At 35.5% G+C, this 13,857-nt stretch carries 11 protein-coding genes; 5 read left to right on the forward strand and 6 right to left on the reverse strand.

Going from position 1 to position 13,857, the window contains the following annotated elements:
- Positions 1-2 precede the first annotated feature (2 nt).
- On the reverse strand, positions 3-2,150 hold the full coding sequence (locus tag ACB104_RS04255; RefSeq protein ID WP_370477100.1) for a carboxy terminal-processing peptidase: 2,148 nt from the start codon (positions 2,148-2,150) through the stop codon (positions 3-5).
- Between the two features lie 178 nt (positions 2,151-2,328).
- Between ACB104_RS04255 and surE the strand changes: the two genes are divergently transcribed.
- From surE to ACB104_RS04280, 5 genes are read left to right on the forward strand one after another with little or no spacing between them, the layout of a single operon-like run.
- The gene (gene surE, locus ACB104_RS04260) at positions 2,329-3,102 is read left to right on the forward strand and encodes a 5'/3'-nucleotidase SurE (RefSeq protein ID WP_370477032.1); all 774 of its coding nucleotides are present in this window, start codon (positions 2,329-2,331) and stop codon (positions 3,100-3,102) included.
- Positions 3,103-3,110: 8 nt separating this feature from the next.
- The gene (locus ACB104_RS04265) at positions 3,111-3,392 is read left to right on the forward strand and encodes a hypothetical protein (protein WP_370477033.1); all 282 of its coding nucleotides are present in this window, start codon (positions 3,111-3,113) and stop codon (positions 3,390-3,392) included.
- A 50-nt stretch (positions 3,393-3,442) separates the two neighbouring features.
- Positions 3,443-4,555, forward strand: a complete 1,113-nt coding sequence (gene lpxB, locus ACB104_RS04270) for a lipid-A-disaccharide synthase (protein ID WP_370477034.1) — start codon at positions 3,443-3,445, stop codon at positions 4,553-4,555.
- A 6-nt stretch (positions 4,556-4,561) separates the two neighbouring features.
- The gene (locus ACB104_RS04275; RefSeq protein WP_370477035.1) at positions 4,562-5,131 is read left to right on the forward strand and encodes a C40 family peptidase; all 570 of its coding nucleotides are present in this window, start codon (positions 4,562-4,564) and stop codon (positions 5,129-5,131) included.
- A gap of 24 nt (positions 5,132-5,155) precedes the next feature.
- Positions 5,156-7,195: a ComEC/Rec2 family competence protein gene (locus ACB104_RS04280; protein ID WP_370477036.1), complete on the forward strand. Its 2,040-nt coding sequence runs from the start codon at positions 5,156-5,158 to the stop codon at positions 7,193-7,195.
- Between the two features lie 4 nt (positions 7,196-7,199).
- On the opposite strand, the gene ACB104_RS04285 is transcribed toward ACB104_RS04280, so the two are convergent.
- The 5 genes from ACB104_RS04285 to ACB104_RS04305 form a co-directional block, all read right to left on the reverse strand.
- Positions 7,200-7,670, reverse strand: coding sequence for a thioredoxin family protein (locus ACB104_RS04285; protein WP_370477037.1), 471 nt, complete (start codon positions 7,668-7,670; stop codon positions 7,200-7,202).
- Positions 7,667-8,224 carry a thioredoxin family protein gene (locus ACB104_RS04290; RefSeq protein WP_370477038.1) on the reverse strand — a complete coding sequence of 186 codons (558 nt, stop codon included), beginning with the start codon at positions 8,222-8,224 and terminating at the stop codon, positions 7,667-7,669. Before ACB104_RS04290 ends, ACB104_RS04285 begins: the two co-directional genes overlap by 4 nt.
- 88 nt (positions 8,225-8,312) lie before the next feature.
- Positions 8,313-10,085, reverse strand: coding sequence for a peptide MFS transporter (locus ACB104_RS04295; protein WP_370477039.1), 1,773 nt, complete (start codon positions 10,083-10,085; stop codon positions 8,313-8,315).
- Positions 10,086-10,096: 11 nt separating this feature from the next.
- Positions 10,097-11,485, reverse strand: a complete 1,389-nt coding sequence (locus tag ACB104_RS04300; protein WP_370477040.1) for a peptide MFS transporter — start codon at positions 11,483-11,485, stop codon at positions 10,097-10,099.
- Between the two features lie 14 nt (positions 11,486-11,499).
- Positions 11,500-13,737, reverse strand: a complete 2,238-nt coding sequence (locus tag ACB104_RS04305; RefSeq protein WP_370477041.1) for a S9 family peptidase — start codon at positions 13,735-13,737, stop codon at positions 11,500-11,502.
- Between the last annotated feature and the right edge of the window lie 120 nt (positions 13,738-13,857).

Genomic DNA, 13,857 nt, shown 5'->3' on the forward strand with positions numbered 1-13,857 from the left:
TCTTAGTTTTTTACAGCATCTTTTGTTGCAGCCAATTTCTTTATGGGGTAAGCCATTTTTAAGTCTTCCAACACATTTAAAGCTTCTTCTATATAAATATCTTTGCTCAAGCTTTCGTGCCAACGATCACGTTTTTCTTTTAAGTCGGTAGTATCTTGTTCAAAAAGATGCTTTTCATAACTTGTAGAATCGAAGGTTAAATTGTTTTGATAGTTTGAAATAGCATCAAACTTTTTGGCTTCTTTTTCGTTGGCTTCCATTTGGGCTTTGTACGTTTTATAGTTTAATGAATAAACCGTTTCGTCAATTTTGCTTTTAACCCATCTGGCATTTTCTTCAATAAGTTTTAACTGCTCATTATTTTCCATACGATGTTTACTATTTTCAACCGTTGCATCGTAATCGAAATAATTTTCCCATGGAGTGTACTTTGCCGGAGCAATTTCATCCCAAGGTAGCGGACTGTCCTTATCCTTTTCACCAACATTAATAAAACTAAATCGACCAGGTACAGTCACATCACTTTTAACTCCTTCTAACTGAACAGAACCCCCATTGACTCTATAATACTTTTGAGTGGTTACTGCCAACGCTCCGACATCACCTAAGGAATTGCTTCTTAGCAACCTATTCAAATCATAAACTTGTTGCACCGTTCCCTTTCCGTAGGTTTGCCTGCTCCCGATAATAATGGCGCGCTTGTAATCTTGCATTGCAGCTGCCATGATTTCGGAAGCTGAAGCCGAAATTTCATTGACCAATATAACCAATGGCCCATCCCAACTAATAGACCTATCCTCATCTTCATGAACCTCTGGCAACCTACCATTAGACCTTACCTGAACTATGGGACCATCTTTGATAAAAAGACCAGCAAGATCAACAACTGCCTTTAAAGAGCCACCACCATTATTCCTCAAATCGATCACTAAGCCTTGCATACCTTCTGCCTTTAAGCGCTCAATTTCATTCTTAACGTCTAGGGATGCATTTAGGTTATCATAATCTTTCCAATCCGCATAAAATGATGGTAAATTAATTACTCCAAATTTCTGACCATCCTTCTCTACAACAGATGCTTTGGCATAGGTTTCAACTAGTTCCACAACATCGCGAACAATGGTAATATCTTTTATGGTGCCATCAACTTTTTTTACTGTTAAAGTTACTTTAGTTCCTTTTGGTCCCTTAATATATTTAACGGCATCACTTATGCGCATACCTACTATACTTATAGGCAAATCTTCGTCTTCCTGTTTTACTTTCAAAATAATATCTTCAACATCAAGTTCTCTACTTCTCCAAGCCGGTCCACCAGAAATAAGTTCAACTACTTTAATATAATCCATTCGTTTTTGTAATCTGGCACCGATACCCTCAAGTTTTCCAGACATGCGTTGGTCGAAATCTTCCTTATTATTTGGTGCCAAGTAATAGGTGTGTGGATCAAACTCTTCAACAATGGTATTTACATAAATGGCAAACCAATCTTCTCGGGTTAAATCATCTATAATATCATCAAAATAGATATTAAGTGTTTTTAAGGTAGACTCCCGAGCTTCTTGTTCAATTTCAGCCTCAGTCTTCATAACATAATCTGAATTGTTTTCTTTCTTTTGTATTTCCTCCTTCATCAAATCATCATAATTGGAAATGGACGAGAATTTCAATTGCATTCTCCAACGTTCTTTCATTTGTTTTCTATTTTTCACAAATGGTTTGTCTTCAAAATCCGTATCGAATTCTTCATTTATGTCATAATCAAATGGTTGTGAAAGCACTTCTTTGTAAATTTCCTTAACTTCCGCAATACGTTGCAACATGCGATTGTTCGCTACATTAAAAAATGTTATATCTGCAGCTTTTAATTGATCATCAATGGTTAATTTAAATTTTTCAAAATCTGCATAATCAGACTCATAAAAGTATCTTTTTACTGGATCGAGAATTTCAATATAATCATCAAAAAATTTGGCGGAAAAATTATCATCAATATCCATAGGGTCATAATGTGCTTGCTCCAAAACATGAGTAATAATTTGAACCAATACCTTATCTTTATCTGGATTGCTAAACTTTTTGGTCGTAAAACTACACGATGCAAAAGCTAGTAACAACAACAAAGACAATACTTTATAATTCCTTTTCATAATATTTTTCATCTAATCAAATTTTATAGCTTCTATAAAGCCCAACATAATAAGTTACTAAAATAAAAGAAAAAACTATGCCATTAAGGTGAATTGCCGCTAATTTTTTGTTAAAGAAAGGAAATTGGCTGTTTACTGACGAAATTATGTATTTTAGCGATGATTTTTAAACCTAAAAATGACGAAGAAGCCTCTTATTCTTGTTACCAATGATGATGGCATTAGTGCCCCGGGCATTAGAACACTTATTTCCATAATGAATACCATAGGTGATGTTGTGGTGGTTGCACCCAACAGCGCACAAAGTGCTATGGGCCATGCCATTACACTAAACTCTACCCTTTATGCGGAAGAAATACATTTTGATAATGGTCCGCAAAAAGAATACAGTTGTTCGGGCACTGCGGCAGATTGTGTGAAAATTGCCATCAGGGAATTTTTGGATAGAACGCCCGATTTGTGTGTTTCGGGCATTAATCATGGATCCAATTCATCCATCAACGTTATTTACTCTGGAACTATGAGTGCCGCCATTGAAGCAGGCATTGAGGGCATTCCCGCTATTGGGTTTTCATTGCTTGACTATGGGTGGAATGCCAATTTTGAGGCATCAAAACCTTTTGTCAAAACAATTACGGAACAGGTTTTGAAACATAGCTTGCCCAAGGGTGTTGTTCTCAATGTAAACATTCCGAATTTACCTGCCGAAAGTATAAAAGGCATTCGGGTTTGCAGACAAGCCAAAGCCAATTGGGTTGAAGAATTTGATAAGCGTAAAACTCCTCAAGGAAAAGATTATTATTGGCTTACTGGTAAATTTGTTAATTTAGATAGTGGTGACGACACCGATGAATGGGCTCTAGAAAATGGCTATGTTTCTGTAGTGCCTTCCCAATTTGACCTCACAGCACATCAATTTATAAAAAAGCTTAAAAGCTGGGATTTAAAATAAAATAATAAATGAAGAAAGATATTTTCATAGGTATGTTTGTTGGTTTAATTGCCAATGTTATTGGCTTATATTTTACTGCCACTTTTTTGGGCAAAGGTGATGATTTTACTAAAGTAATTCAAGCGGCAGCAGCGGAGGGCTTTTTAGGAAAACTGATTAGCCTTGGTGCTATTTTAAACCTGTTGGCCTTCTTCATTTTTATTAAGAAGAAACAAGATTATCGTGCTAGGGGCGTTTTATTAATTACCGTTTTCATTGCCGTTTTTACATTTATTTTTAAGTTGTTTTAACACTAATGCAAATTCGAAATAGCTTCAAATCTACTCAAGTTCATATATAGATGAAATATTATATTATAGCAGGAGAAGCATCAGGAGATTTACACGGTTCCAACCTCATGAAGGCTTTGCAAAACATAGATGTAGATGCCAATTTTAGGTTTTGGGGTGGCGATTTGATGCAAGCTGTTGGAGGTAAATTGGTAAAACATTATAAAGAACGTGCTTTTATGGGGTTTGTTGAAGTGATTATGAACCTCAACAAGATTTTTAAGGATATTTCCTTTTGTAAAAATGATATTGAAGAATTCAATCCAGATGTCATTATTTTCATTGATAATTCAGGGTTTAATTTACGCATAGCCAAATGGGCTAAACCTGCTGGATTTAGAACTAATTATTACATTTCACCCCAAGTTTGGGCATCAAGGGCCAGCCGAGTAAAAGCTATTAAGCGCGATATTGATGCCATGTACGTTATTTTGCCTTTCGTTGCACCATTCTATAAAAAACATGGATACGAGGTTACCTTCGTTGGCCATCCCTTAATTGATGCCATAGCCAATCGAGAGCAAGTTGGTGAATTTAAGTTTCGAGAAGAATATCGATTAGGTGACAAACCATTAATAGCCCTATTGCCCGGCAGCCGAAAACAGGAAATCACTAAAATGCTTTCGGTCATGCTCAAGATGGTTGACAAATACCCGGATTATCAATTTGTCATTGCGGGAGCGCCAAGCCAAGACTACAGTTTTTACGAACCTTTTATAAAGTCTAAAGACGTAAAATTCATTTCAAATAAAACGTACGATTTGTTAAGTATTTCCATGGCTGCGTTGGTTACTTCAGGAACCGCCACTTTAGAAACCGCCCTATTTAAAGTACCGCAAGTGGTTTGTTATAAAGGCAGTGCTATTTCATACCAAATTGCAAAACGCATAATAACGTTGAAGTTTATTTCGTTAGTTAATCTGGTGATGGATAGAGAGGTTGTAACGGAGCTTATTCAAGATGATTTTAACAAAAAAAGGTTGCAAACAGAGCTTGATAATATTTTGAATTCCGAAAAACGAAAAAAAATGTTTCTGGATTATTATGAGTTGGAAAAAGCTTTAGGCGGAAGAGGTGCGAGTGAAAAAACGGCCAAACTGATTTATGAATCCATAAACTCTTAAACTTTAGTGAATAAAATTGTTTTCATACTTGTTTTATTTATTGGTTTTACTGGGTGTAAATCTTCAAAACGGGCTAAAACTGACAGAACCGTTTCTAACGAGATAATTACCAGAAAAGATAATGATGCACCTACAGTTTTCAACGGTGAAAATTCAGAAACTATTGAAAGCACCGAAGCAGCCACCGAAATCTCTGAGGCCGAACACATTATAGATTACGCAAAACAATTTGCAGGTGTGCGTTACAAATGGGGCGGCACCACAAAATCTGGAATGGACTGTTCTGGCTTGGTTTACGAATCCTTCAGGAATTACGACATTATGTTACCCAGAATTTCTCGCGATATGGCCAAAAGAGGCAAAAAAATAGCCTTAAAAAATGTGCTAAATGGCGATTTGCTTTTTTTTAAAACTGGAAATCGAAGAAACTCAATTAATCATGTTGGCCTTATTATAGACATTAAAAATGATGATATTGAGTTTATTCATGCTACCAGTACCAAAGGGGTTATTATATCGAATCTCAACGACCCCTATTGGCTAAATGCCTTTCATGAGGCAAGGCGTATTTTATAGGATATTTTTATATCTTTCCAAAAGATGCGATTACTCAATTTTGCTATAATAAAACTCACGGTATGCTTGATTTTGGGCATTGTTTTAGGGTATTACCTTAATGTACCGCTTTCTATTTCATTACTTTTCAGTGGTCTGCTATTAGTTATTTTACTTCTTCTATACGCTATAGCTCGAAAACAGTTTACAAAAACCATTTGGTTTGGAATAGTAGCATTTTTAACCATGATTTCCATAGGAATTCTAACTACTAATTTGCACAATCAAAAAAACTTTTCAAATCATTACACAAATCATATCTCTGAAGTAAAAGACGATTCAGAGGCCATTACTTTTAGGATAAGGGAAATTTTAAAACCAAGCAATTATTACGAGAAGTATGTTGTGGATGTTTTAGATGTTGATGGAGCAAAGTCCTCAGGAAAATCACTTTTGAATATTGAAAAAGATTCACTAAACCAACCTTTAAAAATTGACGCTGTTTTTGTGTGCAAAACAAATTTTCAAGAGATGCATCCTCCATTAAATCCGCATCAATTCAACTATAAAAACTATTTAGAAAAAAAATATATCTACCATCAACTCTTTACCAAAAGAGCATCGCTTTTAGAGGGCCAATCAAACACCATAACTCTTTTAGGAATGGCGGATGCCGTTCGAACCCACATCAATAAAAAAATGAAACCTTATCATTTTAAAACTGATGAACTCGCGATAATTAACGCACTTTTACTGGGGCAGCGCCAAGACATAACCGAGGAAGTTTATACCAGTTATGCCGATGCGGGTGTTATTCATATTTTGGCTGTTTCGGGCTTACATGTCGGGATAATTTTATTGATTTTAAGTTTTCTTCTTAAACCCATTGAGCGATACAAATACGGCAAATTATTCAAAACCATTTTACTCGTTCTGTTATTGTGGAGTTTCGCCATAGTAGCAGGGCTTTCAGCATCGGTTACCAGAGCAGTGACCATGTTTAGTATTGTTGCTATAGCATGGAATTTAAAACGACCAACAAATATTTACAATACCCTGGCCATTTCCATGTTCATTATTCTGCTTTTTAAACCACTATTTATATTTGACGTTGGCTTTCAACTGAGTTATCTGGCCGTTTTTGCCATTGTTTCCATCGATCCTCTTTTGTATAAGCTTTGGAAACCGAAATATTGGGTAACTGACAAACTATGGCACATCTTTACAGTTACTGTATCAGCACAATTTGGAGTTTTACCTTTAAGTTTGTTCTACTTCCATCAATTTCCAGGTTTATTTTTCATTTCAAACCTAATTATTATCCCATTTATTGGAATTATTCTTTCCATGGGCATATTACTGATACTGCTAGCCGTATTAAAAATACTACCACAATTCTATGCCGATTTTTTTGGACGGATAATCGACTTGATGAATGCCTTCGTGGGCTGGGTAGCAAAACAGGAATCCTTTTTATTCAAAGACATTCCGTTCAGCCTTTTGTATGTATTGGTTTTTTATATGATGTTTATCATGCTTTTCAGATTGATTTTCAAAAGAAATTATTCCAACTTAAAATTCTTTTTAATCAGCATTCTTTTGGTTCAAGGAGCTTTTATTTATACCAGCTATGCTAAACCTTCAAAGGAATTCATTGTTTTTCATAAAAGCAGATTTAGCCTTTTGGGAAACACTACGAATAACAAAGTTTTAATTGCCAGTGATTTGGACAGCATTTCAAAACTAAAAAACAATACGGTTAAAGATTATACGGTTGGCAGCCATATCATGACTATTGAAGAAGATTCAATCCAACCTTTTTATAAATTAAACGACAAAACTTTTTTGATTGTGGACAGTCTTGGAGTTTATAACGTGAATTCATTTCAGCACGACTATGTTTTATTGCGGCAATCTCCAAAAGTGAACCTGAACCGTTTAATAGATTCCATTAGTCCAAAACAAATTATTGCCGATGGCAGCAATTATACATCTTACGTGGAACAATGGGAACGAATATGCCAAAAAAGAAAAATCCCTTTTCACCAAACAGGAAAAAAGGGAGCGTTTATAGTTAGTTACTGATTTTTTAATAATACTTTCCTACAATGTTATCTGCCACAGCCAACCATTTGTCTGGGCCGCCACGCACATATCCAGTACGCCCAAGATTTTTTAAATTCTTTTTGCCATCAGTCATCATTTCAGGTTTTGCGAAAAGAATGGATGGGTAGCCTCTTACTTGAAACATCTTTTGCATTTGGTAATTCTGGATTTGAGTGTTTCTATCCAATGCTGTTTTTCTGGGAAAGTCCAGTTCCACCAGAACCACATTTTCTTTCGCCCAAGTTTCAAAATCTGAAGTTTTAAAAACTTCCTTTTGCAACCTTATACACCAGCCACACCAGTCTGAACCCGTAAAAAACAGCATTAAAGGTTTATTTTCCTTTGATGCAATTTCAAAAGCTTCATTCATATCTGTATGCCAAATTAGAGCCTTTTGCCCCCAGCTACTGACTGAAAACAATACAAACAATAAAGTTAAGGTTAAGTTTTTCACTGGTTCACATCTTTAAACTGAGGTTTGAACGCCTCATAATATTCATAAAATTTTTCTTGGGTATCCAAGCTTTTGTGATCATCATTTTTAAACATCTTTAAAAACAACTCCAATTGCGAAGGCGTTTTGTAACCGCGTATTGGCGTTATAAATTCCCCTTTTTCATCTAAAAAAACAATTGTTGGGTATGCACTAATTTGAAAGTATCTTGCCAAATCATGAGCAGAATTTCGCTTATTTGCTTTGGCAGGATCGTAATTTGGATTAGTAAACGAAATATCTTTATAATTCACAACCTCATTGCCCTCAGCATTAAACTTTACAGCGTAATAATTCTTGTTAACATATTCAGCAACATCCTTATTATGGAATGTGTTACGATCCAACATTTTACATGGGCCGCACCATGTGGTATACATATCAATCATAATTTTTTTTGGCGCTTTCTTTTGAAGCTTGATTGCCTCTTCAAAATTCACCCAATTAATTTCTTGAGCTAGCGTATTAACACTAACAAAACCAACGGCAATAATTAAAAAAAATATCTTCTTCATACCTAACTAAGTTGCAAAAGCTGTTCCGAACTTACAAAAAATGCCCCAATTGAGGGGCATTTCGATAAATTTTTAACTTATTTTTCGATTAACGGACACCGTGCATGAGTTTTTTTAGCACTGGATGCAACAACAACGAAACAAATCCCAAACCAATTGGAATTAGCGTGAAAATCAAGAAAAATGAGGATAGCCCATGCTCTTGGGTAATCTTTTCAATATCCCCACCTACGTAGTGTGCTAATTTATTACCTATAGCTATGGCCAAATAATATACCCCAAACATAAACGCTACCATACGGGCAGGAATCAGTTTACTCAGATAAGATAATCCCATTGGGGATAAGCACAATTCACCTAGGGTATGGAAAAGATAAGCAAAAACCAACCATGCCATACTCAAGCTGGCTGTTTTTGCCCCATCGGGCACATCTTTGGCTCCAAACGCTAGAAAAGCAAAACCTATACCCAAAAGGAAAAGCCCTAAGAAATACTTCACCGAGGCTGGTGGATTATATTTGCTGTCCCACCATTTTGTAAATAATGGCGCAAACATGATAATAAACAATGAATTGAGTATAGCAAACCAAGTTACGGGAACTTCAGTTTCGGTAGACTGATATTCAATATAAAGTTTGTAAAGCACAATGGCCCAAACAATCACAAAACTAAAACCAAGAATAACATTTGATAGGCCAATTCTATTAAAGGTTTGTCTAAACAAGCTCAACAATACATAAGTAATAATACCCAAAGGCACTATAGTTACAATTAAATCAACCACCTTAAAAGTGGTTGCGGCACCTCCCTCTAAAATCCTATTGGTAAAATCTCGTGTATAAATAGGCAAAGAGCCTGCAGCTTGCTCAAAAGCTGCCCAGAAAAAAATAGTGAACAAACAAAAAATTGAAAAAGCTATCATTTTATCTCTTTCAATAGCCACATACCGCGGTATTCTAATCAGCAAAAGCAGTATGAAAGTAATGGCTGCCAAAAGGGCAAAAAACAAGGAATCACTAAGTCCAGCAATGGTGAAATTGAATGTTTGGATATCCCCTATTTTACTCAAAGGATCATTAATGATGAAAATTAGGGCAGAAATTGTGAATACTGCAACCAAAATATAATCAACAGTTAAAAAAGGATTGAGCTTTTCTGTAAGCTTTGAGCTATCCTTTTCATCTCCAATATTATCACTTTCTTCAAGTTCAACTCTAATGGGTTTATCACCTATATTGCCAAAAAGGGGTTGGGCAAAATAAAACTGAAGCATGCCCAAGAACATGAATATACCTGCCAAACCAAAACCATAACTCCATCCTATTTTTTCGCCGACCCAGCCACAAAGCATGATACCAATAAACGCCCCAGCATTTACACCCATATAAAAAATATTGTAGGCGCCATCCTTTTTTTCATCATGTCCTTCATACATTTTTGATATGATAGAGGTCATATTAGGTTTGAAAAATCCATTCCCCAAAATTAAAAATGAAATACCAATGTAAAGAAATGTTGGCGTTTCAATGGCCATGGAAGCATGCCCCAAAGTCATAAGCAATGCACCTATAACTACGGCCATTCTATAACCAATTTTATTGTCTGCCAACCAACCTCCTGCCAAAGGGGTTAAATAGACCAACATGGCATAAGTGCCCAAAAGCGACAACGCTGCTGGAAAATCCCATGCCCACCCGGGATTATCTCCTATGAGAGAACCTGTTAAAAATATAACCAATATGGACCTCATCCCATAATACGAAAAACGTTCCCACATTTCTGTAAAGAACAATACGAACAACCCCGATGGATGCCCTAAAACTTTATCTTGAAAAAATTGGTCGGTTGAGTTTTTAGCCATAAATATAAATTTTAATTATCTGCAAGTTCAAAACCCTCGGTTTCATCATAATGCATTTCAATTTCTTCATCTTCCACACCATGAGTAAGTACTTCCAATTTTTTTCTTACCAATAAAACCAGCATGCCCAACACTACACAAAAAATAGCTATTCCTGTAAACACAGTATATTCTCCAAGACTTTCAGACCATTCACCTAAAAGACCTGCTAGTTTACTCCCAAATCCTGTCATTGCAAAATAAACTCCCATCATAATAGATGCATATTTTACTGGAGCTAATTTTGTTATAAAAGATAATGCCACGGGAGAAATGCATAATTCTCCTATTGTATGTAACAAATAAGCCAATACCAACCAATACATAGCTGAAGTTCCTGTGGCCTCATATTGCGCTGTTGCACCTGTCATAAAGAAAAACCCTGTCCCCATGATAATAAGGCCAACTATCATTTTAAATAAAGAAGTTGAAAGTTTACCTTTCATTTTTCTTTTTGCCCAATAAGCTGCGACAGTTGTACCCAAAAATATTATAAACATAGCGTTGAGTGATTGAAACCACGATGCTGGAACTTGCCAACCAAATAACATTCTGTTGGTTTTTTCCATCGTATAAATATTCATCAATCCTCCGGCTTGTTCAAACGCACCCCAAAAAACAATTACCAGTAAAAAAGAAATTAGTAAAACTACTACCCTATCCTTTTCAATCTTAGTTAATGGCTTACTTAATGCTACTTTTTCTTTTTCATTTTTAGAAGCCCCAAGAAAATTACCAACATGAGCCAAGTGTTTTTGGCCAAGAACATATTGTAATATACCAAAGAACATTCCTATTCCAGCAAGTCCAAAACCATAATGCCATCCATAGACTTCACCTACATATCCAACAACCAAACTTGACAAAAATGCTCCAATGTTGATACCTATATAGAAAATAGTAAAACCTTTATCTCTTCGTATATCTCCTTTCTTATATAACCCCCCAACCATAGTAGATATATTTGGCTTTAACATTCCAACCCCACAAACTATCAAAACAAGTCCTGAATAAAATGCCCACATCTGTTCTACGGCTAAGATACTATGCCCAAAAAGTAATAAAACACCACCAACTAGCACCGATTTCTTTTGACCTAGAACCTTATCTGCAATTATGCCTCCTGGAATTGACATAACATAAACCATCATTGTATACCATCCGTACAAGGCCAGAGCTTCTCCATTTGTCCAACCTAATCCAGCATTTTCTGATTTTGTTTCAGCTACAAGATATAATACTAAAATGGCTCTCATACCATAATAGGAAAAGCGCTCCCACATTTCCGTAAAAAATAATACAAATAGCCCAACTGGGTGTCCAAATAATTCCTTCTGTTTAACTTTAGCCGTATTTGCCATAAATTTTATTTTAGTTACCCTTTAATCTTTACTTGCTCCTTTTGTTTTACTTCTTCCTCCTTTTTTATTTTATCGCCTAGCGTTTCGTTAATAAAATTAGTCATTTTTTTATATAGATGAAGCCTCGTATTTCCTCCATAAATGCCATGGTTTTTGTCTGGATATACAGCCCAATCAAATTGTTTATCTGCTTGAATTAAAGCTTCAGCCATTCTCATTGTATGCTGTAAATGCACATTATCGTCACCAGAGCCATGAACTAGCAAATAATCACCTTTTAGTTTTTCAGGATAATTGAATGGCGAATTATCATCATACCCACTTGGGTTTTCCTGCGGAGTTCTCATGTAACGTTCTGTATAAATAGTATCGTAAAAACGCCAGCTAGTAACCGGTGCTACTGCTATGGCCATTTTAAACACGTCGTTTCCTTTAAGCAAACAATTGGTAGACATGTGACCACCATAACTCCAACCCCAAATACCAATTCTATCGGAATCTATATAAGACAACTCGCCAAGTTTTCGGGCTGCAGCAATTTGGTCTTCAGTTTCATATTTTACCAAATTCATATAAGTTACCTTTTTAAAATCAGCGCCTTTAAAACCCGTTCCCCTGCCATCAACACATGCAATAATATAACCTTGCTGTGCCAGATGCTGAAACCAATAATCGTTGTAAGAGTTCCATTGGTTGGCAACTTCTTGCGAGCCCGGCCCAGAGTATTGATACATTAGAAGAGGATATTCCTTTTGTTCATTAAAATCGGCCGGTTTAATCATCCACATATTCAAATCATTACCATTAACATGGATAGTGCTAAATTCCTTTTTTGACGTTTTATAATCGGAAAGCTTTTGTGCCAGTACATCGTTATCTTTTATACTCTTTATCACATTACCCGATGCAGAACTATTCAATGTAAATTCTGGTGGTGTAGATGCACTTGAAAACGTATTGATGAAATATGAAAAATCGGCACTAAAAGAAGCATTATTTGTTCCCTCACTTTTGGTCAATCTTGCTTTATTTCTGCCATTTAATTTAATGGAATACACATCACGATTGATGGAACCGTTTTCTGTAGATTGAAAAAAAATAGTGTTGTTTTTTTCATCATAACCATAATATTCCGTGACCTCCCATTTTCCATTTGTGACTTGGTTAATCAAATCGCCATTCTCGGAATAATGGTAAATATGGTTAAACCCATCCTTTTCGCTGGTCCAGATAAAACTGTTATCCTTTAAAAAAGTTAGGTTATCCGTAACATCCACATAAGCTTCATCGGTTTCTGCCAGTGCTAAACTTGAGGTATTTGTTTTAGCATTGATCAGCCATAAATCCAACTCGTTTTGGTGCCTATTTAAATATTGGGCACTCAATACATCAGGTTTTTTGGTCCATTCTATTCTTGCAATATAAAAGTCGTTGTATGCCTTATCAACTTTTACCTCGTTAGTCTTTCCATTAGTTAAATCATATATATGAAGCGACACCTTTGAATTAGCCTCTCCAGCCTTAGGATATTTAAAAACCTGCTGGGTTTGGTAAAGCCCCTCGCCATAAACATCCATGGAAAACTCAGGAACTTCAGTTTCATCAAATCTAATAAAGGCAATTTTATCACTATTAGAATTCCAATCGAAAGCACGCACAAATTTGAATTCTTCCTCGTAAACCCAATCGGTAATACCGTTAATTATTTCATTCTTTTTACCGTCAAAAGTGATTTGCGTTATTTTATCGGTTTGCAAATCTTTAACAAACAAGTTATTATCCTTTGCAAAGGCCACTTTAGTTCCATCTGGTGAAAACGTGGGTTCTTGTATTTTATCCTCGGTAATCAAGGTCAGGCTACCATGTTTTACATTGTAAACATAATAGTTCCCCAAAGAAGACCTTCTGTAAATGGCTTCCTCATTGGTTGCCAAAATCACTTTATCTTCATCTTGGCTAAAGGTATAATCAGTAAAATAGGGAATCTCTTCAAAATTGGCTGAGCTTACCAAGGTATTTATTTTTTTCAAAGTTTTGTAATCATAAATATCTATGGACGTACTTCGTGTTGCTCTATCAAAATTTAAAACAGAGTATTGTTGTCCATTCGCCATTGAATGCAAAACATCAAGATATTCTGTTCTAAAAGTTCCGTTTTTCCAAATGTCTTCGAGGGTAATTTCTTTGGTTTGCGCTGAAACAATTGAAGTTACAAACAGGCAAACATAAAAGGAGAATTTTAGGTGATTCATTAAAAAAATTATTCTTTTTACAAAATGATGTCAAGTTTACTAAAAATTATGTAAAAAACCGTCAATATTAACACTTAAATAACGCGGTTTAAATCAAGGTATTCAATATTCATAACAAGA

It is taken from the genome of Tamlana flava (assembly GCF_041287255.1).
Lineage (GTDB): Bacteria > Bacteroidota > Bacteroidia > Flavobacteriales > Flavobacteriaceae > Tamlana > Tamlana flava.

Excerpts from the sequence above, each read along its gene's own strand:
- ACB104_RS04255 (WP_370477100.1), bottom strand. The coding sequence starts at position 2,150 with ATGAAAAGGAATTATAAAGTATTGTCTTTGTTGTTGTTACTAGCTTTT.
- surE (WP_370477032.1), top strand. The coding sequence starts at position 2,329 with ATGACGAAGAAGCCTCTTATTCTTGTTACCAATGATGATGGCATTAGT.
- ACB104_RS04265 (WP_370477033.1), top strand. The coding sequence starts at position 3,111 with ATGAAGAAAGATATTTTCATAGGTATGTTTGTTGGTTTAATTGCCAAT.
- lpxB (WP_370477034.1), top strand. The coding sequence starts at position 3,443 with ATGAAATATTATATTATAGCAGGAGAAGCATCAGGAGATTTACACGGT.
- ACB104_RS04280 (WP_370477036.1), top strand. The coding sequence starts at position 5,156 with ATGCGATTACTCAATTTTGCTATAATAAAACTCACGGTATGCTTGATT.
- ACB104_RS04290 (WP_370477038.1), bottom strand. The coding sequence starts at position 8,224 with ATGAAGAAGATATTTTTTTTAATTATTGCCGTTGGTTTTGTTAGTGTT.
- ACB104_RS04295 (WP_370477039.1), bottom strand. The coding sequence starts at position 10,085 with ATGGCTAAAAACTCAACCGACCAATTTTTTCAAGATAAAGTTTTAGGG.
- ACB104_RS04300 (WP_370477040.1), bottom strand. The coding sequence starts at position 11,485 with ATGGCAAATACGGCTAAAGTTAAACAGAAGGAATTATTTGGACACCCA.
- ACB104_RS04305 (WP_370477041.1), bottom strand. The coding sequence starts at position 13,737 with ATGAATCACCTAAAATTCTCCTTTTATGTTTGCCTGTTTGTAACTTCA.